The sequence below is a fragment of the Kitasatospora sp. NPDC056800 genome (assembly GCF_042789775.1).
Lineage (GTDB): Bacteria > Actinomycetota > Actinomycetes > Streptomycetales > Streptomycetaceae > Kitasatospora.
This window is the reverse complement of record NZ_JBHUAL010000041.1, coordinates 14,268-36,172: the sequence shown is the minus strand read 5'-3', so window position 1 is coordinate 36,172 and position 21,905 is coordinate 14,268. Positions and strand designations below refer to the sequence as shown.

Genomic DNA, 21,905 nt, shown 5'->3' with positions numbered 1-21,905 from the left:
GTGTCCGTCAAGCAGAAGTCGAAGTGCGCCGGTTCGCGCCGCGACGGCCGCGTGCTTCGATCCAGCGTGCGAGCGCGGTCAACAGGAGGCACATCGCGATGTAGATCGGTCCGATCACCAGCACCACGGGGATGTAGGGGAAGCCCGCGGCGTTCATCGGCTGGCTGGCGATCTTCTTGCCGATGAACAGCAGCTCCTGGTAGGTGATGATCAGACCGAGCGAGGTGTCCTTGAGGGTGACGACCAGCTGGCCGATCATCGAGGGCAGCATCGAACGGACGGCCTGCGGCACCAGGATCGACGTCATCACCTGGGTCTTGCGCATGCCGAGCCCGTACGCCGCCTCGCCCTGGCCGCGCGGCACGGCGTTGACGCCGCTGCGGATGATCTCGGCCTGGACCGCTCCGTTGTAGAGGGTGAGGCCGAGCACCAGCGCCCACATCGACTCCTTGGCGAAGAAGGCGTAGTAGAGCCCGACGATCAGGATCAGCAGCGGCATCGCCCGGAAGAACTGGGTGAAGGCCGTGCAGAACCAGCGGACCGGCTTGTGGTCGGAGAGCTGACCGGCCGCCAGCAGGGCGCCCAGGGCGAGCGAGAAGACCGCCGCCAGCCCGAAGGCCTTCAGGGTGGCCAGCAGGCCGTCCAGGATCATCTGCTGGACGAAGTTGTACTGGAACGGGTCCCACAGGTCGGGGTCGAACTGGCCGTTGTCGTTCAGCGCGGTGAAGACGTACCAGAGGAGACCGGCGATGCCGAGCACCGAGAGGACGCCGAACGCGCGGTACCGGGTGCGGGCCTTCGGACCGGGGGCGTCGTAGAGGACGCTGGCCGAAGCCTGGCGGTTCAGAACACTCATCGGGCCACCGCCAGTCGGGATTCCAGGAAGCGGAAGAACGTGGCGATCGTCGCGCTGATCAGCAGGTAGGCGCAGGCCACCCAGAAGAAGATGGCGAAGATCGAGAAGCCGCGCTCGGAGAAGGTCTGCTGGGCGCTGTACAGCTCGGAGACGCTGAACGCGCCGGCGATCGCCGAGTTCCTGGGCAGGGCGATGAACACGCTGCTCATCGGGCCCAGGACGGTCCGGGCGGCCTGCGGCAGGACGACCAGGGTGAGGGTCTGGCCGAAGGACATGCCCAGGCTGCGGGCGGCCTCCGCCTGGCCGAGCGGCACGGTGTTGATGCCGGAGCGGATCACCTCGCAGACGAACGAGGCGGTGTACCCGCCGAGCGCCAGCACCGCGAACACCAGGTGGCTGAAGTGCACGCCCAGCGGCGGCAGGCCGAAGGTGACGGCGAAGAACAGCAGGGTCAGCGGGGTGTTGCGGAAGAGCGTGACCCAGGCGGTGCCGAAGGCGCGCAGGACCGGCACCGGGGAGACCCGGAAGGCCGCCAGCAGGGTGCCCAGCAGCAGGGCGAGCAGAGCGCTGAGCGCGCTCACCTCGATCGTCTGTAGGAAGCCGTCGCGGAACAACGCGAAGTTGTCGTCCTCGAACAGGAACCCCATCCGGCGGCCCTCCTCTCAGTTCATGGTCGGGAAGTCGACGTACGGCGGGTGGATCAGTAGCGCTCGAGGGCCGGGACGTCCGGCGCGGCGGAGCCGGAGGCGCCCAGGGTCGCGTCGTAGGCCTTCTTCCAGTCGCCGTTGTCCTCGTGGGCCTTGAGGGCGTCGCTGATGGCGTCGCGCAGCGCCTTGTCGTCCTTGTTGAGGCCGACGCCGTAGTTCTCCTTGGTGAACGGCTTGCCGACCACCTTGAGCTTGGGGGCGTACTTGGAGGCGTAGCCCTTGAGGATCGCGTCGTCGGTGGTGACCGCGTCGACCTCGCCGGACATCAGCTTCTCGACGCAGGCCGAGTAGGTGTCGAACTGCGTGACCTTCGGGTTGTACTGCTGGATGTTCTTGATCGAGGTCGAGCCGGTGGCGGTGCAGACGTTCTTGCCGCCGGTGCTCTCCGCGCCGGTGATCGTGGTGTTGTCGGCCTTCACCAGCAGGTCCTGGCCGGCGATGTAGTACGGGCCGGCGAAGGAGACGCTCTTCTTGCGCTCGTCGTTGATGCTGTAGGTGCCGACGTAGAAGTCGATCTGGCCCTTGGCGATGGCCGGCTCGCGCTGCGAGGAGACCAGGGTCTGCCACTTGATCTGCTGCGGGGTGAAGCCGAGGTCGGCGGCGATCATCTTGGCGATCTCGATGTCGAAGCCGCTGCGGTCGCCGCTGGCGACGTCCTCCCAGCCGAGGTTCGGCTGGTCGGCCTTGGCGCCGATGATCAGCTGGCCGCGCTTCCTGGCCTCGGCGAGGACCGCGGAGTCGACCTTGACGTCGGTCTTGACCGTGTAGGTCGGCAGCGCCGGGGCGGCGCTGCCGCCGCTGCTCGCGGCGGTGGTGCCGGGGGTGCCGTCCTTGCCGCAGGCGGCGGTGGCGGTGAGCGCGACGGCACAGAGCGCGACGGCGAGGGTGCGGGACGTCCTCATGAGGGTTCTCCTGGGGGTGGGCCGCGGTGTCAACCGGGCTCTGGCGTCTGGAAGGCGTTGCACGGCGGGACCGGCCGGCACCGGTGACGATGCCGGGGGCGGCCCCGCTGGTCTCGAAGCGTCAGTGGTGGAGGATCTTCGAGAGGAAGTCCTTGGCGCGGTCGGAGCGCGGTGCGGTGAAGAAGGCGTCCGGGGTGTTCTGCTCGACGATCTTCCCGTCGGCCATGAACAGCACCCGGTTGGCGGCGGAGCGCGCGAAGCCCATCTCGTGGGTGACCACGACCATCGTCATGCCGTCCGCGGCCAGTTGGCGCATGACCTCCAGCACCTCGTTGACCATCTCCGGGTCCAGCGCCGAGGTGGGCTCGTCGAAGAGCATCACCTTGGGCTTCATCGCCAGCGCCCGGGCGATCGCCACGCGCTGCTGCTGGCCGCCGGAGAGCTGGGCCGGGAACTTGTCCGCCTGCGCGCCGACGCCGACCCGCTCCAGCAGCTCCCGGGCGGTCTTCTCGGCCTGCGGGCGGGGCACCTTGCGCACCTTCACCTGGCCGATGACCACGTTCTCCAGCACGGTCTTGTGCGCGAACAGGTTGAAGCTCTGGAACACCATGCCGACCTCGGCGCGCAGCCGGGCCAGCTCCTTGCCCTCGTCGGGCAGCGGTCGGCCGTCGATGGTGATCGTGCCGGAGTCGATCGTCTCCAGCCGGTTGATCGTCCGGCAGAGCGTCGACTTGCCCGAACCGGACGGGCCGATCAGTACGACCACCTCGCCCTGGGCGATCCTGAGGTCGATGTCCTGTAGCACGTGCAGTGCGCCGTAGTGCTTGTTGACCTTGCTCAGCACGACCAGGGGGGCGGCTGCGGTGGTTGAGTCCTCGACCGGGCTCTCGGTCATCGCGCCTGCTCCCTCTGTCGTCGAATAACGCCTGCCCGAGAAGTCTCAACTCCCTTGGGAGGCAGTGGTGGTGCGAATCCGGGGGCCGCGGCCGGCGGAGCCGCAGCCCCCGGTGGGCCGACCTTAGGAGCCGTGACCGTTCGCCGTCAGCCGATCTGAGCGGAACTTGAGGATCACGAAACGGCCACGCGTCGCCCACGCGCTGTTCGCGCGGGCGCCGACGGGGCATGTCACAGCGGGAATCCGCTCCGGTGCTCCCCGTCCCCCACGGGCCCGGTGCGCGGTCGAACCTGGCGTCGGGCCGTTCACTGGCTCATACTGCGCAGGACCGGGACCTGACCGATCGGCCCGGTGATCACTGGTGATCAGGTGGGGGAAGGAGGAGAACAGGATGCGACTTCTGCTCGTCGAGGACGACGAACGCGTGGCCGCCGCGCTGGTCGCGGTGCTGGGCCGGCACGGCTTCCAGGTCCGGCACGCCCGCAGCGGGCACGAGGCGCTGGACGCCCTGGTGCCGGACGGCAACGAGCCGTACCGCGTGGTGCTGCTCGATCTCGGGCTGCCCGACCGCGACGGCTTCGAGGTGTGCAGCCGGATCAGGGCCGGCAGCGGCGTCCCGGTGATCATGGTCACCGCCCGCGCCGACGTCCGCTCCCGGATCCACGGCCTCAACCTGGGCGCCGACGACTACGTCACCAAGCCGTACGACATGGGCGAGCTGCTCGCCCGCATCCACGCCGTGGCCCGCCGCGGCGCCGCCCCCGCCGCGGTGCCGGTGCCCGCGCCCGACACCGTGCCGCAGCAGCGCGGCCCGCTGGAGTCCCGCGGCATCCGGATCGACCGGGAGCGCCGCCGGGTCAGCGTGGACGGCCGCGACGTGCCGCTCACCCGCAAGGAGTTCGACCTGCTCGCGCTGCTCGCCCAGAGCCCGGGCGTGGTCTACCGACGCGAGCAGATCTTCAGCGAGGTCTGGCGCAGCGGCTGGGAGGGCAACGGGCGCACCCTGGAGGTGCACATCGGCTCGCTGCGCAACAAGCTGGCGCTGCCCGGACTGGTCGAGGCCGTGCGCGGGGTCGGCTACCGGCTGATCCCCGACTGTCCGGCGCCGGCCGCCCCCGCCCCGTCGGCCCCCGCCCCGTCCGCCCCCGCTCCCGCGGAGCACTGACCGCACGTGCGCACCCGCCTGCTCGGCATCCTGATCGCCCTCATGCTCTGCGTCCTGGCCGCCCTGGGGCTGCCGCTCGCGGCGGCGGTCGCGGCGGCCGAGCAGACCAAGGTCGTCGTCGACCGGCTCGACGACGCCGCCCGCCTCGCCCAGGACCTGCCCACCTCCGGCGCCGCCGACTCCGCCCGCAAGGGCGAACCGGAACCCGCCCCGGGCGACCTCAGCCGGCAGCGCGCGATCCTCTCCGAGGTCCGCCGCTACCACGACCTGTACGGCGTCCGCCTGGGCATCTTCCAGCGCGACGGGGTGGCGATCGCCGCCGCCCCGGGCGACTGGCGGGTGCCCGGCGAGGGCTGGGGCGCCCAGGCCTTCCAGGAGGCGCTGGACGGGCGGCGCAGCCACAACCCGCCGCAGGTCTGGCCGTGGACGCCGGACCGGACGATCATCGTCGCCGCCCCGGTGGTGCGCGACGGCGACGTGGTCGCGGTGGTGCTGAGCGAGTCCCCGACCGAGGCGCTGCGCACCCGGGTGCTGCACAAGTGGCTGGTGATCGTCGCGGGTGAGGCCGCCGCGATGATCGTCGCCGTGCTGCTCGCCGTCCGGCTCACCGAGTGGGTGCTGCGCCCGGTGCGCACCCTGGACCGGGCCACCCACGACATCGCCACCGGCCGGATGGCCGCCCGGGTCGCCCCCGGCGGCGGACCGCCCGAACTCCAGCGGCTGGCCCGCTCGTTCAACGAGATGGCGGACCACGTGGTGCTCGCCATGGACCAGCAGAAGGCCTTCGTCGCGGACGCCTCGCACCAGCTGCGCAACCCGCTGTCGGCCCTGCTGCTGCGAGTCGAGCTGCTCGGCCTGGAACTGCCCGAGGGCCACGAGGAGGAGCTCAGCGGCGTACGGGAGGAGGGCGTCCGGCTGGCCCGGGTGCTGGACGACCTGCTCGGGCTGGCCACCGCCGAGCACGCCCGCCCCGAACCGGAGCGCACCGACCTCGCCGAGCTCACCCTGGCCCGGGTCGACGCCTGGTGGCCGGCGGCCGAGCAGCGCGGGATCACGCTGCGCTGGGACGGCCCGGCGCTGGCGATCGGGATGGCCGACCCGATCGGCTTCGGCTCGGCCCTGGACGCCGTGGTCGACAACGCGCTCAAGTTCGGCCCGCCCGGCAGCGAGGTGCGGCTGCGGGTCGCGGTGCGCCGGGACGAGGTCGCGGTGACCGTCACCGACGCCGGGCCCGGCCTCACCGAGGACGAGCTGTCCCGGGCCGGGGACCGGTTCTGGCGCAGCCCGCGGCACCAGAACGTGGACGGTTCGGGGCTCGGGCTGTCCATCGCCCGCACCCTGCTGGCGGCCGGCGGCGGCACGCTCGGCTTCGCGCCGGTCAAGCCGACCGGGCTCGCGGTGACGCTGGCGGTGCCCCGGCCGGAGAAGCCGGAGAAGTAGCCGCCGGGGCGGGGCCTACGGCTTCACCGAGCGGTAGTAGCGCGCCGCGCCGGTGTGCAGCGGGAGCGGGTCGGTGTAGACGGCGGTGCGCAGGTCGACCAGCTGGGCCGCGTGCACCTGGGCGCCGATCTGGTCCCGGCTGTCGATCACCGCGCGGGTCATGCCCTCGACCAGGCCCGGGTCCACGTCGTCCCGGGTGATCAGCAGGTTGGGCACGGCCACCGTGGCGACCGCGTCCTTCGGTTCGGCGTTCGGGTAGGTGCCCTTGGGCATGGTGGCCGCCCGGTAGGCGTCGGTGCCGCCGCCCTCGGCCTTGTGCAGGGCCTCGGCGAGGTCGCTCAGCGGCACGATCCGGATCCGGACGTGCTCGGAGAGGTCGGTGAGCGCGCTGGTGGGCAGGCCGCCGGACCAGAAGAAGGCGTCCAGGGTGCCCGCGCGCAGGTCGTCGGCGGCCTCGCCGACGCCCTTCGGCACCGGGACGATGTCGTGGTCCGGGTCCAGCCCGGCGGCGGTCAGCAGCCGCCTGGTCACCAGGTTCACCCCGGACTGCGGCAGCCCGACGCCGACCTTCAGGCCCTTGAGGTCGGCGGTGCGCCGCACCGGGGAGGAGGCCGGGACGACCAGCTGCAGGTAGTCGTCGTACAGCCGGGCGATCGCCCGCAGCTTCTCCTTGCCGGGCTCGTGGTAGTCGGCGACCGCGTCGGCGGTGGCGATCGCGAAGGTGTCCCGGCCGTTGATCACCCGGCCGATGTTGTCGACCGAGCCCTCGGAGTTGTCAAGGGCCAGCCGCACCCCCGGCATCGCCCGCGAGACGTGGCCCTGGAGCAGCTGCCCGTACCGGTCGTAGACGCCGCGCTGCACCCCGGTGGCGAAGCGGACCTCGCCGCGCGGGTACCCGGGCGAGCGGCCCGCCGACAGCCACCAGCCGCCGAACCCGGCCACCAGCAGCACCAGCACCAGCACCGTCCGCCACAACGGGCTGCGGGCCGCGGCACGGACGGCGGCGCCGGGACGGTACGGAGTGGTGGGGGTCATGCAGGGATACTGCCAGGCGCTCCGGCCGAACGGGAGGGGAACGGGTGGTGGAAGCTCCGGGAAAAGCCCTTCGCCGCTGCCCGTACCCTGGTCTGGTGAGCGGTGAGAGCGGATTGAAGAGCTACAAGGTCGTCACGCACGGCTGTCAGATGAACGTCCACGACTCCGAGCGGCTGTCCGGCCTGCTGGAGGACGCGGGGTACGTCAAGGCCGGGCCCGAGGGCGACCCGGACCTGGTGGTGTTCAACACCTGCGCGGTGCGCGAGAACGCCGACAACAAGCTGTACGGCAACCTCGGCCAGCTCGCGCCGGTCAAGACCCGCCACAAGGGCATGCAGATCGCCGTCGGCGGCTGCCTGGCCCAGAAGGACCGCGAGACCATCGTCAAGCGCGCCCCCTGGGTCGACGTGGTCTTCGGCACCCACAACATCGGCCACCTGCCGGCGCTGCTGGAGCGGGCCGCGGTCGAGCGCAAGGCCCAGGTCGAGATCCTGGAGTCGCTGGAGACCTTCCCCTCCACCCTGCCGACCCGCCGCGAATCCGCGTACGCCGCCTGGGTCGCCATCTCGGTCGGCTGCAACAACACCTGCACCTTCTGCATCGTCCCCGCGCTGCGCGGCAAGGAGGAGGACCGCCGCCCCGGCGACGTCCTCGCCGAGATCGAGGCGCTGGTGGGCGAGGGCGTCATCGAGGTGACCCTGCTCGGCCAGAACGTCAACGCCTACGGCTCCGACCTGGGCGACCGCGAGGCCTTCTCCAAGCTGCTGCGCGCCGCCGGCCAGATCGAGGGCCTGGAGCGGATCCGCTTCACCTCGCCGCACCCGCGCGACTTCACCGACGACGTGATCGCCGCGATGGCCGAGACCCCGAACGTGATGCACCAGCTGCACATGCCGCTGCAGTCCGGCTCGGACCGCGTCCTCAAGGCGATGCGCCGCTCCTACCGGCAGGAGCGTTTCCTCGGGATCATCCGGAAGGTCCGCGAGGCGATGCCCGACGCGGCGATCTCCACCGACATCATCGTGGGCTTCCCCGGCGAGACCGAGGAGGACTTCGAGGAGACGATGCACGTCGTCCGCGAGGCCCGCTTCACCAACGCCTTCACCTTCCAGTACTCCAAGCGCCCCGGCACCCCCGCCGCGGAGATGGCGGACCAGGTGCCGAAGGAGGTCGTGCAGGCCCGCTACGACCGGCTGATCGCCCTCCAGGAGGAGATCTCCTGGGAGGAGAACAAGAAGCAGGTCGGGCGGACCCTGGAGATCCTGGTCGCCGAGGGCGAGGGCAAGAAGGACGACCAGACCCGGCGGCTCTCCGGCCGCGCCCCCGACAACCGGCTCGTGCACTTCACCAAGCCGGAGGAGCCGGTGCGCCCCGGCGACACGGTGACCGTCGAGATCACCTACGCCGCCCCGCACCACCTGCTCGCCGAGGGCCCCGCGCTCGCGGTGCGCCGCACCCGGGCCGGCGACGCCTGGGAGAAGCGCCAGGCCGCGCCCGCCGCCAAGCCGGCCGGCGTGCTGCTCGGCCTGCCGAAGATCGGCGCCCCGGCGGAGCTGCCACTGGCCGCGCCGGCGGGCGGGGCCTGCTGCGGCGACTGACACCGTGCCCGGTACGGCGGCCTGACGGGAGGATCCACTCCCGCCGGGCCGCCGTCGTCGTTGGCTAGAGTGATCCGCATGCTGGTAGCCGCCGCCGTGTGCCCCTGTCCGCCGCTGCTCGTCCCCGAGGTCGCCGCCGGGGCCGCGCCCGAGCTGGACGGCCTGCGCGCGGCCTGCGACGAGGCGCTCGCGGCGCTGGTCGCGGCCGGACCGCAGCTGGTCGTGGTGGTCGGCACCGGGCCGGCGGCCGAGGTGTGGACCGAGGGCGGGGCCGGCTCCTTCCACCGCTACGGAGTGCCGCTGGTCGCCAAGCTGCCCGGCGAGCGGGTCGAGGGGCCGGAGCTGGCCCCCTCGCTGACCGTCGGCGCCTGGCTGCTGGAGCGCGCCGGGGTGGGCCTGCCCACGCACGCCTGCGCGGTGCCCGCCGACGCCCCCGCCGACCGGATGCTCGGCCTCGGCCAGGGCCTGGCCGGGCTCGCCGACCGGGTCGCCCTGCTGGTGCTCGGCGACGGCAGCGCCTGCCGCTCGGTGAAGGCGCCCGGCTACCTGGACGAGCGGGCCGAGGGCTTCGACACCGCGCTGGCCGCCGCCCTGGGCACGGCCGACCTGCCCGCCCTGGCCGCACTGGACCCGGGCCTGGCCGCCGAGCTCAAGGCCGACGGCCGGGCACCCTGGCAGGTGCTGGCCGGCGCCGCGCAGGGCGCCGGCCTCACCGGGCGGCTGGGCTACCAGGACGCGCCGTACGGGGTCGGGTACTTCGTGGCGTCCTGGTCCTAGCAAGTCGGCGGGGCAGGCCTGCGGTTCAGGACCGCGGGGCCTGCGGGGGCTGCTCCTCGTCGCCGGGCTTCGGCTTGTGGGCGAAGTCGCCGACCGCGCCCTTGGCCTTGCCGGCGCCGTGCTCGATCTTGTCGCTGTACTTGCCCTTGGTCGCCTTGTCGATCGCGCCGCCGGCCTTGTCCACGGCCTTCTCGATCTGGTCGCTGTGCTTGCCGGCGAACTCGCTGGCCTTGTCCTTGAGCTCCTCGGCCTTGCCCTTGAGGTTGTCCATCAGACCCATGGCGATCTCCTTCATCCGCTGTTCCCCGCACAACGACCGGGCTCGGCAAAGCGTTCGCAAACCGGCCCAACCGGGGAAACGGCCGGAAAGTGTCCGGGAAACAGTCATATCCTCGCGCAGTCGCGGGCGGGTGGCAGCCCGGTCCGCGGGCGCCCGGCCGTTTTGCGAGACTGGAGCGGTGAGCAGCTCCCGTACCCCGCGCGTCATCTCGATCGTCGGCGCGACCGCCGCCGGCAAGTCCGACCTGGCCGTCGCCATCGCCCGCAGTCTCGACGGCGAGGTGATCAACACCGACTCGATGCAGCTGTACCGGGGCATGGACATCGGCACCGCCAAGCTCACGATGGAGGAGCGCGGGGGAGTGCCGCACCACCTGATGGACGTCTGGGACGTCACCGAGGCCGCCAGCGTCGCCGAGTACCAGCGGCTGGCCCGGGCCGAGATCGACCGGCTGCTCGCCGCCGGCCGCACGCCCGTCCTGGTCGGCGGCTCCGGGCTGTACGTCCGGGCGGCGATCGACGAGATGGAGTTCCCGGGCACCGACGCGGCGGTGCGGGCCCGGCTGGAGGCCGAGCTGGAGCAGGCCGGCCCGTACGCGCTGCACCGGCGGCTGGCCGAGCTGGACCCGGCGGCCGCCGAGGCGATCCTCACCGGCAACGGGCGGCGGATCGTCCGCGCCCTGGAGGTCATCGAGATCACCGGGCAGCCGTTCACCGCCAACCTGCCGAGCAACACCGCCGTCTACGAGGCGGTGCAGATCGGCGTCGCCGTGCCGCGCCCCGAGCTGGACGAGCGGATCGCGCTGCGGGTCGACCGGATGTGGGAGGCCGGACTGCTGGACGAGGTGCGGGAGCTGGAGAAGGTCGGACTGCGGGAGGGCAGGACCGCCTCCCGGGCGCTCGGCTACCAGCAGGTGCTCGACCACTTCGCCGGCGGGTGCACCGAGGACGAGGCCCGGGCCGAGACCGTCCGGGCCACCAAGCGCTTCGCCCGCCGCCAGGAGTCCTGGTTCCGCCGCGACGACCGGATCCACTGGCTCTCCCGGCCGGCCGGCACCGACCCCGTCGAGCTGCTGGAACGCTCCCTGGAACTGATCGACCGTCAGGGAGTTCCGGCCGCGTAGGAAGGGTTTCCGGCCAATCCGGCGGTGCACCTGCGCGCGCAGGCGACCGTGCAGGACGAACCGGCGGTCACGGGCCGATCACGTGATGGCCACGGATCACCCGTCGACCCCGGTCAGGCCCGGAACGCCCCTCTGGACATGCCATCATCGATGCCGTAGGGGTCGACCGAACGGGCCGGCCGTGCCCGGCCGCGAGTCCGCTCGTGTCGAACTGTCAGGGGAGGCCGTGTGTCGACGGGTACCGGCCCCGAATCCGGCCAGGGCGGGAGCGTCACCGTACCGGCCGAGGAGTTCGACGAGTCGACGATGGGCGACCTGCCCGTGCTGACCGGCCTGGAGGCGCCGACCTCCTACGCGGCCGCGGTGCCCGCCCTGGACACCCGCACCCCGCCCGGCGGCGCGGTGCACGAACGGGAGATCCGCCCGCTGCGCCGGCTGCGCTGGTGGCAGACGCTGCCGATCGCCCTGCTGGGCACCCTCGGCTCGCTGATGTTCGCCTTCCCGCTCGCCTTCGGCTCGGCCGGGGCGCGCGCCACCATGGTCGGGATGCTCGGGCTGCTGTTCACCGCCGCCTCGATGGGCTGGGGCGCGATGGCCGCCCGGCACGCCGGCTACACGTGGCCGGGGCTGCCGCGCCGGGGCTCCGGGCAGCGGGCCGGCTGGAAGGCGATCGCGGTCTACACCCTGATCGCGCTGGCCGCCTGCGCGCTCGCGGTCTGGCGGGTCGCCTACCTGCGCTGAGCGCCTCCCGGCGGCTCAGTACCATCGGAGGGGTGAGCGCATCCTCCCCCCAGCAGGTCGGCATCCCCTTCTTCAAGGGCCACGGCACCCAGAACGACTTCGTGATCGTCCCGGACCCGGACGGCGCGCTGGAGATCGGTCCCGAGACCGTCGCCGCGCTGTGCGACCGGCGGGCCGGCATCGGCGGGGACGGGCTGCTGCGCGTGGTGCGCGCCGCCGCCGACCCGGCCGCCGCGGCGATGGCCGACCGGGCCGAGTGGTTCATGGACTACCGCAACTCGGACGGCAGCGTCGCCGAGATGTGCGGCAACGGCCTGCGGGTCTTCGCCCGCTTCCTGGTCGAGGCCGGACTGGCCGAGCCGGGCGAACTGGCCGTCGCCACCCGCTCCGGGGTGCTCACCGCGAAGGTCGCCGGGGCCGCCGCGGACGGCACGCCCGGCGACGTCACCATCGACATGGGCCGGGCCCGGCTGCCCGGGCCGGACGGCATCGAGGTCGCGGTCGGCGAGCGGCGCTGGCCGGCCCTGAACGTCAACATGGGCAACCCGCACGCGGTGGCCTTCGTGGAGAGCCTGGAGCACGCCGGGGACCTGTACACCGCGCCGCTCACCAGCCCGGCGGACGCCTACCCGGAGGGCGTCAACGTCGAGTTCGTGGTGGACCGCGGGCCGCGGCACGTCGCGATGCGGGTGCACGAGCGCGGCTCGGGCGAGACCCGCTCCTGCGGCACCGGCGCGTGCGCGGTGGCGGTGGCGGCCATCCGCCGGGACGGCGCCGACCCGGCGGTCACCGGCGAGGCGGTCTCGTACACCGTGGACGTGCTGGGCGGTCGGCTGGTCATCACCGAGCACCCGGACGGCCGGGTGGAGATGGCCGGGCCGGCGGTGATCGTGGCCGAGGGCCGGCTGGACGGGAGCTGGTGGGGGTCGGTCCGTTAGGGCCCGTCTCCGGTGGGGCTCGTCCTCGAACCCGCGTCCGCGGGGCGGCAGGCCCGGGGGCCGGCAGCCCGGTTTGCCCAATTCGTTCGGTGATGAATCCCCCCGATCGGGTGATACCGGTCGCGGACGGGAATCAGGGCGTCGCGGAACGTGCTCTGCTCGGTAGCATGGACCACCGGGTCGATCACCCCATGGGGAGGGGTGTCGAGATCACCCCCTCGGACGGGGCGGCGCCCGGCGACCGTTGCCGGAGGTGCCGATGACCATCGAAGCCGGGCAGCCCCTGGGGCAGCCGACGACCGTACGGCAGGGAGGGGCCAGGCGGCCCCTCGGGGAGCTCGGCCTGGCCGCCCTCGGCCGGGCCGGGCGGGCCGCCCTGCTCGCCACCGGCCGGCCGCCCGTGCCGGACGCCCTGGAACCGCTCGTCCGGGTCCACCGCCGGCACCATCCGCAGGCCGACCTCGGCCTGCTCGCCCGGGCCTACCGGCTCGCCGAGGCCAGCCACCGCGGCCAGAAGCGCAAGAGCGGCGAGCCGTACATCACCCACCCGCTGGCCGTCACCATGATCCTGGCCCAACTCGGCGCCGGGACGACGACCCTGGTCGCCTCGCTGCTCCACGACACCGTCGAGGACACCGAGTTGACGCTGGACCAGGTGGGTGCCGGGTTCGGGCCGGAAGTCGCCTACCTGGTCGACGGGGTGACGAAGCTGGAGAAGGTCGACTTCGGGGCCGCCGCCGAGGCCGAGACCTTCCGCAAGATGCTGGTCGCCACCGGGGACGACGTCCGGGTGATGGTGATCAAGCTCGCCGACCGGCTGCACAACATGCGCACCATCCGGCACATGAAGCCGGCCAGCCAGGTGCGGATCGCCAAGGTCACCCGGGACGTGCTGATCCCGCTGGCCGAGCGGCTCGGCATCCAGGTGCTCAAGGCGGAGCTGGAGGACATCGTCTTCGCCACCCTGCACCCCGAGGAGCACGCCCGCACCCGCGCCCTGATGACCGGTCACGAGGCCGAGCCGGACACCCTGCTGGAGCCCTTCGCCCGGCAGCTGGCCCGCCAGCTGGCCGAGGGCGGGGTGGCCGCCGAGGTGACCGTCCGGCCCCGGCACTGCGTCTCGCTGCACCGGGTGCTGCTCCGGCGGGCCGCCGTGCCCGGGCCGGACGGCCGGCCGCAGGGGCCGCGGCCGGCCGACTTCGGGCGGCTGCTGGTGGTGGTCGAGGAGAACGCCGACTGCTACGCCGTGCTCGGCGAGCTGCACACCTGCTGGACGCCGCTGCCCGGGGAGTTCAAGGACTTCGTGGCCGCGCCCAAGTTCAACCTTTACCAGTCCCTGCACACCGCCGTGGCGCTGAGCGGCGGCGCGGTGGTCGAGGTGCTGGTCCGCACCCGGCGGATGCACGAGGTGGCCGAGACCGGGGTGGTCGCGCTCGGGGACCCGTCCCCGGCCGGCGCCGTCCAGGACGCCGACGAGCTGGACCGCACCGACCCGGCCCGCCCGGGCTGGCTCAGCCGGCTGCTGGAGTGGCAGCAGGAGACGCCCGACCCGGACGCCTTCTGGTCCGCGCTCACCGCCGACCTGGCCGGCGACCGCGAGATCACCGTGGTGACGGAGAGCGGCGAAACGCTTCAGCTGCGGGCCGGCGCCACCTGCGTGGACGCGGCCTACCTGCTCGGCGAGGAGACCGGCCACCGATGTATCGGCGCGCGGGTCAACGGGCGGCTCACCGCGCTGTCCACCGTGCTGGAGGACGGCGACCAGATCGCGGTGCTCACCGAGACCCTCCCGGCCGGCGGCGGACCGCCCTCCGGGCCCGCCCCCGAGTGGCTGGCGCACGCCCGCACCCCCGCCGCCCGGCTGGCCATCGAGCGCTGGCTGGCCGATCCCCCGGCCCGGCAGCCGGTGGTCCGCACCGGCCCGGCCGGCGGCCAGCCCGCCCCGCCCGGGCGCCCGGCCGCCGAGCGGCGGGCGGCCCCGGTCGCGGTGGCCGGCCGGCCCGGGGCGTCGGTCCGGCTGGCCCGCTGCTGCACCCCGGTGCCGCCGGACGAGGTGGCCGGCTACCCGATCCGCGGCGGCGCGGTCGCGGTGCACCGCACCGGCTGCCCGGCGGGGGAGCGGATGCGCGCGGACGGGCGGGCCGAGCTGGAGGTCCGCTGGCAGTCGGAGGGCGCGCCGGCGGCCGGGCACCGGGCCACCCTGCGGGCCGAGGCGCTGAACCGGCCCCGGCTGCTCGCCGACCTCACCGCGGCGATCTCCGGCGCGGGCGTCGGCATCGTCTCGGCCGAGGTCGAGCCGCCGCAGGAGTCCCGGGTCCGGCACACCTACACCGTCGAACTGCCCGAGCCGGCCGCGCTGCCCGGGCTGATGCGGGCGATGCTCAAGGTCTCCGGGGTGTACGACGTGAGCCGGCCGCAGGCCCCGGAGGGTTCGTAGGGGCCGCCGTCCCGGGGAAAATGGGGATGACCGGCCCGCGCCGGGCGTGCGACCATCATGGGGAATTCACGGCCGGTCCACGGCGTTCTCCGGGCACAGGAGCCCGGGGGCACCCGGGGACCTGAGGGGTAGCTCACCCCGCCCGGACGGTAGCCGGGGCGGCAGCTGGGCAGACTCCGTACGGGACCGCCACCGCGGTCCCCGAAGGCCACCCGTACCAGCCAGCCAAAGGACAGAATGACCTCCACGTTCGACACCCGCGACCACGCCGACGCTCCGCGCCGCCTCGACGGTCTGCGGGCGGAAGCCCTCATGGACGAGGACCTCGCGGCCATCGACGAGGACCGCGGCCACCACTACGACGGCGACCAGTACGACCGCAGCGAGCGAGCCGCCCTGCGCCGTGTCGCCGGCCTCTCCACCGAACTCGAAGACGTCACCGAGGTCGAGTACCGCCAGCTCCGCCTGGAGCGCGTGGTGCTCGTCGGCGTCTGGACGGACGGCACGCTGGAGGAGGCGGAGAACTCGATGGCCGAGCTCGCCGCGCTCGCCGAGACGGCCGGCTCCCAGGTGCTGGACGGCGTCATCCAGCGCCGTGACAAGCCCGACGCGGCCACCTACATCGGCTCCGGCAAGGCGAAGGAGCTGCGCGACATCGTCGCCGCCACCGGCGCCGACACCGTGGTCTGCGACGGTGAGCTCACCCCGGGCCAGCTGATCCACCTGGAGGACGTGGTCAAGGTCAAGGTCGTCGACCGGACGGCCCTGATCCTGGACATCTTCGCCCAGCACGCCAAGTCCCGGGAGGGCAAGGCGCAGGTCTCGCTCGCGCAGATGCAGTACATGCTGCCGCGGCTGCGCGGCTGGGGTCAGTCGCTGTCCCGGCAGATGGGTGGCGGTGGCTCCGGCTCCTCGGGCGGCGGCATGGCCACCCGCGGTCCCGGTGAGACCAAGATCGAGACCGACCGGCGCCGGATCCGCGAGAAGATGGCGAAGCTCCGCAAGGAGATCGCCGACATGAAGAAGGGCCGCGACACCAAGCGCCAGGAGCGCAGGCGCCACCAGGTGCCGTCCGTGGCCATCGCCGGGTACACCAACGCCGGCAAGTCCTCCCTGCTCAACCGGCTCACCGGCGCCGGCGTCCTGGTGGAGAACTCGCTGTTCGCCACCCTGGACCCGACGGTGCGCCGGGCCGAGACCCCGACCGGGCGGCTCTACACCCTGGCCGACACCGTCGGCTTCGTCCGGCACCTGCCGCACCACCTGGTCGAGGCCTTCCGCTCGACCATGGAGGAGGTCGCCGACGCGGACCTCATCCTGCACGTCGTGGACGGCTCGCACCCCGAGCCGGAGACGCAGCTGGCCGCCGTCCGCGAGGTCATCGTCTCGGTCGACGCGCAGAACGTGCCGGAGGTCGTGGTGATCAACAAGGCGGACGCCGCCGATCCGCACGTGCTCCAGCGCCTGCTGCGCCGCGAGCCGCACGCCATCGTGGTGTCGGCCCGCAGCGGCGCCGGCATCGAGGAGCTGCTGCGGCTGATCGACGACGAGCTGCCGCGTCCGGCGGTCGAGGTGCGGGCCCTGGTGCCCTACACCCAGGGCGCGCTGGTCTCCCGGGTGCACGCCGAGGGCGAGCTGCTCTCCACCGAGCACACCGGCGAGGGCACCCTGCTGCACGCCAAGGTGCCGGCCGAGCTGGCCGCCGAGCTGGAGTACTTCGCGGTGGCCCTGCAGGGCTGAGCCCGAAGCGCACGCAGGGGCCCCGGGACGGATCGCCGTCCCGGGGCCCCTCCGTGTCTCCGGCGGTGCTACCGGACGTTCTTGGCGAAGTAGTCGAAGGCCTGCTTCGCCTGGTCCTGGAGGGAGGGGCCGGCCTGGTAGCCGGCCGGGTTGCGGTTGCCGACCGCGCCGACGCTGACCAGGTTGGGCTTGCCGTCCCGGATGACGAACCAGCCGCCGCCGGCGGCGCCCGCCGTCATGGTGCAGCCGATCACGTACATCGGCGGGCGGTCCCGGTCGAAGGAGAGCAGCCCGGGGGCGAGCGGGGAGTCGCAGTGCTCGAGCTCCAGGCCGTCGAACGGCCGCTCGGCCGGGTAGCCGTAGGCGGCGGTCCCGGTGATCTGGTCGCGCGGGGCGTTGAACCAGATCGGCACCGAGCCGCCGACCGTCTCCTCCAGGGACCTCCCGGAGCCGTCCTCGCCGCGCACCCGCAGGACGCCGTAGTCGTACTGGTGGTGGGCGCCGACGCCGCTCTCCTGGAGCCAGGTCGGCGAGACCAGCGCGCGCACCGCCGTCCACCGGCCGTACGGGGCGACCAGCCGGTCGGCGTTCGCCTTGCCGTGGACCGCCTGGCCGTCCCGGTTGAAGCCGGGCACGAAGACCGGGTTCTTCAGCCAGCCGCCGCCCTTGCCGTCGTGCAGGCAGTGCGCGGCGGTGTAGACGAGGTTGCTGCGGCCCGGGTTGACCGGATCGGAGACCACGGTGGCGGAGCAGGACACGTCGCCCTGCGGCGTGGTCGCGAAGAGCCGGCCGACCACCGAGCCCACCGGTCCGTACGGGTGCGGCTGCGGCTTGGCCGGCACGGCGGCGGGCGGGGCGTCCCGCTCGACGCCGGCCGCCGCGGGGGCGGTCAGCGAGTACTCCGGGGTGGGCCGGGGCCTGGCGGCGTCCATCCGGGCCGCCGTCCAGGCGCCGGGCGCCGCGTCGTTGGCGAAGGCGCTCTCGGCGACGTAGCGGGCCCAGTCGTCCACCTTCCAGCCGCTCAGGTCGCCCGGGCTGGTGGGCGACGACCTGGGCAGGGCGAGGGGCGCGGTGGCGGGCCGGGCGGGGCCGTCCGGGCCGCACCCGGCCGCGCCCAGCGCGAGCGCGGCGAGCAGCGCAGCGCCGCCCGTCGCGGCCCGGCGCCGCCGGCTGGTGGTTCTCGGCATGCTGGCTCGTCCCCCCGTGCTGTGCTGGTGGTTCCCTACCGCCCCCCGTCGGCGGCGGCTACTTCTTGGAGATCCAGTCCAGCGCCTGCCGGGCGACCGCCTCCAGGTACGGCCCGCTCAGCGAGGTGTGCTCCTGGGTGCCGATCGAGGTGTTGCTGACCAGCGCGGTCCGGCCGTCCGGCATGGTGGCGAACCAGCCGCCGCCGCTGGCGCCCTGGGTCATGGTGCAGCCGATGGTCAGCATGGTCGGGCGCTTGGCGTCGAAGGAGAGCCGGGTGGGCTTGCCGCCGTCGCACTTGTACAGCTCCTGGCCGTCGAACGGCTTGGCGAGCGGGTAGCCGACGGCCGAGACCTTGAGCTGGTCGCGCGGCGCGTCGAACCAGACCGGGACGGCCGAACCGACCGTCTCCTCCAGGGACTTGCCGGTGTCGTTCTGGTTGTGCACGCGCATCACCGCGAAGTCGTACTGGTTGGCGGCGTCGCCGGTGCCGCCGCCCTCGACCATCCACTGCGGCGAGGTGGTGACCTGGTCGGCCCACCAGGTGCCGAGCGGGGCCAGCTCGGACAGCGGGGCCCGCTTGCCGCCGCTGGAGGCGCCGGAGTTGTTGTAGGCGGGCACGAAGACCAGGTCCTTGTAGAAGTTCCCGCCCTTGCCCTCGTGCACGCAGTGCCCGGCCGTCCAGACCAGGTTGCTCTTGCCCGGGTGCTGGGGGTCGGCGATCACCGTCGCCGAGCAGTTGCCGCGGCCGCCCTGGGCGGAGAAGAACACCTTGCCGGAGGGCTGCTTCAGGTACGGGCGGGGCACCGTCACGGCCTTGACCGGCGCGGGATCGGGGTCGGTCACGCCGTCGTCGGTGGCCGGCTTGGGCGTGGCGGGGGCGGGCTTGGCGGTGGGCGGGGCCGGGTCGGCGGGCTTGGAGTCGCCCATCTTGTCCGGGTCCCAGAAGTCCTTCACCACCGGGTTGTTGAAGACGTGCTTGGACGCCCACTTGTCCCAGTCCTCGTACTTCCACTTCTTCAGGTCGTCCCAGCTCCTGGGCAGTCCCTCCAGCAGGCTGGTCGGCAGCCCGGACGGGAGCGGGATCCCGCCGATCACGCCGCCCGAACCCGCGGCCTGGGTCGACTCGGTGGAGGGCGGCGGTGCGGGGCTGGTCCCGCCGCCCGCCGGGCCGTCCGGCCCGCAGGCGGTCACGGCGAGCAGGGTGCCCGCGGCCAGGGCGGCGGCCAGGGCTGACCGGTGGATCGTGGGCATCTGTGCGCTTCCCCCTGTGCTCGGTCGGTCGGTGCCGGTCGGTGCCGGGCCGCCCGGTGGTGTCACGGCCGGCGGTTGCGCACCGCGGTGGTGCGTGTCCGGCCGGTTCGCGGTGCGGCGGTTCGCCGCCATGGAGTCTTCCATCGCGGACGAGGACGGCGCTGCCCGCCCCCCGGGTTGCGGTGCGGGCCGGAGGTCACCGATCCGTGATCCGGGCCCGCCCGGTCCGCCGACGCAGCAGGGCATCGGGCCCCGTTGGTGGACAATCCCCGATCTTCACCCTGACGAGTGAGTCGTCCTTGTGATCACCCGTCAGGGATAGGTAACCCTTACCTGACGCGACGGTGCGAGCGCCCGCCGACCCCTCCACCACAGTGCGCGTCCGCACCCCCACGCGCCCCAAGGAGCAGCCTTGAGCACCGCCGCCCTCACCGTCGCCCCGCCCGTACCGTCGCCCACCGTGGAGCGGGCCCACGGGCACGACCTCCTGCTGCACCCCGACCCGGCCGTCGCCGCCGAACAGGCCGGACTGGAGGCCCTGCTGCGCTGCTGGACCCGGGAGACCGGAGCCCGGCCCGGCCCGGACGGCCGGCTGCGGATCGCCGTCCTCGGCGGGGCCGCCCGGCTCACCGCCCCGGTCCGCTACTGGTCGCCCGGCGGCTGGCACCGCTTCGGACCCGCCACCCTCGCGGTCGGGGAGACCGGCCCGGCCGGGGACGTCCGCGAGGCCCCCGTCGACGCCGTCACCGCCGCCGCGCTGCTCGCCGCCGCGGCCGCCGAACGACCCGACCCCGGGCAGGTCGCCGACCTGGCCGCCAGGGTCGGCGACTCGGTCGTGCGCACCGCCGAGATCCTCGCCCACCGCCGCACCGCCGCCGTGCCCGGCGGGCCGGAGCGCTCGCACTTCCTCGCCGCCGAGCAGTCCCTGCTGCTCGGCCACCCGCTGCACCCCACGCCGAAGAGCCGCGACGGCCTCGGCCCGGCCCAGAGCGCCGCCTACTCGCCCGAACTGCACGGCTCCTTCCAACTGCACTGGTACGCCGTCGACCGCGAACTGCTCGCGGCCGGCTCCGCCGTCGCCGAGAGCGCCGAACGGCTCACCGCCGGACTGCTCGACGGCGCCGTGCCGCTGCCGCCCGGCACCGCCGCCGTCCCGCTGCACCCCTGGCAGGCACGCGAACTCGCCCACCGCCCGGCCGTCGCCGCCCTGCTCGCCGACGGGCTGCTGCACGACCTCGGCCCGGCCGGCGACCCCTGGTACCCCACCTCCTCGGTGCGCACCGTCTACCGGCCCGGCACCCCGTGGATGCTCAAGCTCTCGCTCGGCCTGCGGATCACCAACTCCCGCCGGGAGAACCTGCGCAAGGAACTGCACCGCGGCCTGGAGATGCACCGGCTGCTGGAGAGCGGGCTGGCCGCCGAGTGGCGGGCCGCCCACCCCGGCTTCGACATCGTCCGCGACCCGGCCTGGATCGGCGTCGACCACCCCGCCCTCGGCGACCCGGGCGGCCTGGACACCGTGCTGCGCGCCCAGCCCTTCGCGCCCACCGACCGGGCGCTGTGCGTCGCCGGCCTGGTCGCCGAACAGCCGCTCGGCACCGGCGACACCGTGCCCTCCCGGCTCGGCGACACCCTGCGGGCCCTGGCCGTCCGCTGCGCCCGCCCGCTGCCGACGGTGGCCGCCGAATGGTTCCTGCGCTACCTGGACGCGGTCGTGCTGCCCATCCTCTGGCTGGACGGCCGGGGCGGCATCGCCCTGGAGGCCCACCAGCAGAACAGCCTCGTCCTGCTGGACGCCGAGGGCTGGCCCTGCGGCGGCCGCTACCGCGACAACCAGGGCTACTACTACCGGGAGAGCGCCGCCGCGCGGCTCGCCGCCCGGCTGCCCGGACTCGGCGCGGACAGCGACACCTTCCTGCCGGACGAGGTGATCGACCACCACTTCGCCTACTACCTCGGCATCAACCACGTGCTCGGCCTGATCGGCGCCCTCGGCTCCCAGCGGCTCGCCGACGAGACGGTGCTGCTGGCCGCGCTGCGCCGGTTCCTGGCCGGCCCGCGGGCCGCCGCCACCGGCTCGGCGCTGCCCGCGCTGCTGCTGGACGCGCCCGCGCTGCCCTGCAAGGCCAACCTGCTCACCCGGGTCAACGGCATGGACGAACTGGTCGGCCCGGTCGCCAGCCAGTCCGTGTACGTGGACATCCCCAACCCGGTGGCGGGTGCCTGATGACGGACGACGGGTGCCGGGTGCCGGACGGCCTGTCCGGGTGGGGCGCCGTCCTTACCCCGGCCGGCGAGTTCCGGCTCGGCCCGGTCCGGCTGCCCGCCGACCTGGCGCTGCTCGCCCTGTGGATGAACGACCCCGAGGTCGACGCCTTCTGGGAGCTCGCCGGGCCGCCGGAGGTCACCGAACGGCACGTCCGGGCCCAACTGGACGGCGACGGCCGCAGCCTCCCGTGCCTCGGCCTGCTCGACGGCGAGCCGATGAGCTACTGGGAGGTCTACCGCGCCGACCTCGACCCGCTCGCCGCGCACTACCCGGCCCGGCCGTACGACACCGGCGTGCACCTGCTGCTCGGCCCCGCCGCCAGCCGCGGCCGCGGCCTGGGCGCCGTTCTGCTGGCCGCCCTCGCAGAATTGATTCTCCGCCGGAATCCGCGCTGCGAACGGGTGGTGGCCGAGCCGGACGTCCGCAACCGGCGGTCCGTCCGGGCCTTCGAACGGGCCGGATTCCGGGCCGCCGCCGAACTCGACCTGCCCGACAAGCGCGCCGCCCTGATGGTCCGCGACCGGGCCGACGGGCCCGCCGCGCAGGCCCAACTCCCCGCCTAG

Annotated in this window: 19 protein-coding genes; 11 read left to right on the top strand and 8 right to left on the bottom strand. The window is 73.7% G+C overall.

The window, feature by feature from the left end:
* Nucleotides 1-7 precede the first annotated feature (7 nt).
* The 4 genes from ACFRQN_RS12425 to ACFRQN_RS12410 form a co-directional block, all read right to left on the bottom strand.
* Nucleotides 8-856 (bottom strand): amino acid ABC transporter permease, encoded by an 849-nt coding sequence (locus ACFRQN_RS12425; RefSeq protein WP_074005696.1) that lies wholly within the window; start codon nucleotides 854-856, stop codon nucleotides 8-10.
* Nucleotides 853-1,503 carry an amino acid ABC transporter permease gene (locus tag ACFRQN_RS12420; RefSeq protein ID WP_049655583.1) on the bottom strand — a complete coding sequence of 217 codons (651 nt, stop codon included), beginning with the start codon at nucleotides 1,501-1,503 and terminating at the stop codon, nucleotides 853-855. The genes ACFRQN_RS12425 and ACFRQN_RS12420 overlap by 4 nt, the downstream gene beginning before the upstream one ends.
* A gap of 53 nt (nucleotides 1,504-1,556) precedes the next feature.
* Nucleotides 1,557-2,465: a glutamate ABC transporter substrate-binding protein gene (locus ACFRQN_RS12415; RefSeq protein WP_074005695.1), complete on the bottom strand. Its 909-nt coding sequence runs from the start codon at nucleotides 2,463-2,465 to the stop codon at nucleotides 1,557-1,559.
* A gap of 121 nt (nucleotides 2,466-2,586) precedes the next feature.
* Nucleotides 2,587-3,360, bottom strand: coding sequence for an amino acid ABC transporter ATP-binding protein (locus ACFRQN_RS12410; RefSeq protein WP_049655580.1), 774 nt, complete (start codon nucleotides 3,358-3,360; stop codon nucleotides 2,587-2,589).
* 391 nt (nucleotides 3,361-3,751) lie between these two features.
* Between ACFRQN_RS12410 and ACFRQN_RS12405 the strand changes: the two genes are divergently transcribed.
* Together ACFRQN_RS12405 and ACFRQN_RS12400 are read left to right on the top strand one after the other, a co-directional pair.
* Nucleotides 3,752-4,525, top strand: a complete 774-nt coding sequence (locus ACFRQN_RS12405) for a response regulator transcription factor (RefSeq protein ID WP_049655579.1) — start codon at nucleotides 3,752-3,754, stop codon at nucleotides 4,523-4,525.
* Nucleotides 4,526-4,531: 6 nt separating this feature from the next.
* Nucleotides 4,532-5,965 (top strand): sensor histidine kinase, encoded by a 1,434-nt coding sequence (locus ACFRQN_RS12400; protein WP_380740140.1) that lies wholly within the window; start codon nucleotides 4,532-4,534, stop codon nucleotides 5,963-5,965.
* 15 nt (nucleotides 5,966-5,980) lie between these two features.
* On the opposite strand, the gene ACFRQN_RS12395 is transcribed toward ACFRQN_RS12400, so the two are convergent.
* Entirely contained in the window at nucleotides 5,981-7,000 is a 1,020-nt protein-coding gene (locus tag ACFRQN_RS12395) for a TAXI family TRAP transporter solute-binding subunit (RefSeq protein WP_117489705.1), read from the bottom strand.
* 95 nt (nucleotides 7,001-7,095) lie between these two features.
* Between ACFRQN_RS12395 and miaB the strand changes: the two genes are divergently transcribed.
* Together miaB and ACFRQN_RS12385 are read left to right on the top strand one after the other, a co-directional pair.
* Entirely contained in the window at nucleotides 7,096-8,598 is a 1,503-nt protein-coding gene (gene miaB / locus ACFRQN_RS12390; protein ID WP_255357448.1) for a tRNA (N6-isopentenyl adenosine(37)-C2)-methylthiotransferase MiaB, read from the top strand.
* Nucleotides 8,599-8,676: 78 nt separating this feature from the next.
* Nucleotides 8,677-9,375, top strand: a complete 699-nt coding sequence (locus ACFRQN_RS12385; RefSeq protein WP_117489707.1) for a class III extradiol dioxygenase subunit B-like domain-containing protein — start codon at nucleotides 8,677-8,679, stop codon at nucleotides 9,373-9,375.
* Nucleotides 9,376-9,400: 25 nt separating this feature from the next.
* Here ACFRQN_RS12385 and ACFRQN_RS12380 read toward each other — a convergent pair whose 3' ends face one another.
* Complete coding sequence (locus ACFRQN_RS12380) at nucleotides 9,401-9,670, bottom strand: antitoxin (RefSeq protein WP_241853171.1); 270 nt, start codon at nucleotides 9,668-9,670, stop codon at nucleotides 9,401-9,403.
* A gap of 163 nt (nucleotides 9,671-9,833) precedes the next feature.
* Here ACFRQN_RS12380 and miaA point away from each other — a divergent pair, with 163 nt between their 5' ends.
* The 5 genes from miaA (at nucleotide 9,834) to hflX (ending at nucleotide 16,634) form a co-directional block, all read left to right on the top strand.
* Entirely contained in the window at nucleotides 9,834-10,778 is a 945-nt protein-coding gene (miaA, locus tag ACFRQN_RS12375; protein ID WP_049658895.1) for a tRNA (adenosine(37)-N6)-dimethylallyltransferase MiaA, read from the top strand.
* 228 nt (nucleotides 10,779-11,006) lie between these two features.
* On the top strand, nucleotides 11,007-11,519 hold the full coding sequence (locus ACFRQN_RS12370) for a hypothetical protein (protein ID WP_049658893.1): 513 nt from the start codon (nucleotides 11,007-11,009) through the stop codon (nucleotides 11,517-11,519).
* A gap of 32 nt (nucleotides 11,520-11,551) precedes the next feature.
* Nucleotides 11,552-12,457 carry a diaminopimelate epimerase gene (gene dapF / locus ACFRQN_RS12365; protein ID WP_380740137.1) on the top strand — a complete coding sequence of 302 codons (906 nt, stop codon included), beginning with the start codon at nucleotides 11,552-11,554 and terminating at the stop codon, nucleotides 12,455-12,457.
* Nucleotides 12,458-12,716: 259 nt separating this feature from the next.
* Nucleotides 12,717-14,894 (top strand): bifunctional (p)ppGpp synthetase/guanosine-3',5'-bis(diphosphate) 3'-pyrophosphohydrolase, encoded by a 2,178-nt coding sequence (locus ACFRQN_RS12360; protein WP_074005689.1) that lies wholly within the window; start codon nucleotides 12,717-12,719, stop codon nucleotides 14,892-14,894.
* Nucleotides 14,895-15,131: 237 nt separating this feature from the next.
* Nucleotides 15,132-16,634 carry a GTPase HflX gene (gene hflX, locus ACFRQN_RS12355; RefSeq protein ID WP_049658942.1) on the top strand — a complete coding sequence of 501 codons (1,503 nt, stop codon included), beginning with the start codon at nucleotides 15,132-15,134 and terminating at the stop codon, nucleotides 16,632-16,634.
* Between the two features lie 68 nt (nucleotides 16,635-16,702).
* Here the strand turns inward: hflX and ACFRQN_RS12350 are convergent, their stop codons facing one another.
* Together ACFRQN_RS12350 and ACFRQN_RS12345 are read right to left on the bottom strand one after the other, a co-directional pair.
* Nucleotides 16,703-17,821, bottom strand: coding sequence for a trypsin-like serine peptidase (locus tag ACFRQN_RS12350; RefSeq protein WP_380740134.1), 1,119 nt, complete (start codon nucleotides 17,819-17,821; stop codon nucleotides 16,703-16,705).
* Nucleotides 17,822-17,879: 58 nt separating this feature from the next.
* The gene (locus ACFRQN_RS12345; RefSeq protein ID WP_380740132.1) at nucleotides 17,880-19,073 is read right to left on the bottom strand and encodes a trypsin-like serine peptidase; all 1,194 of its coding nucleotides are present in this window, start codon (nucleotides 19,071-19,073) and stop codon (nucleotides 17,880-17,882) included.
* A 412-nt stretch (nucleotides 19,074-19,485) separates the two neighbouring features.
* Between ACFRQN_RS12345 and ACFRQN_RS12340 the strand changes: the two genes are divergently transcribed.
* Nucleotides 19,486-21,300: an IucA/IucC family protein gene (locus tag ACFRQN_RS12340; RefSeq protein WP_380740130.1), complete on the top strand. Its 1,815-nt coding sequence runs from the start codon at nucleotides 19,486-19,488 to the stop codon at nucleotides 21,298-21,300.
* Complete coding sequence (locus ACFRQN_RS12335) at nucleotides 21,192-21,905, top strand: GNAT family N-acetyltransferase (protein WP_380740153.1); 714 nt, start codon at nucleotides 21,192-21,194, stop codon at nucleotides 21,903-21,905. The genes ACFRQN_RS12340 and ACFRQN_RS12335 overlap by 109 nt, the downstream gene beginning before the upstream one ends.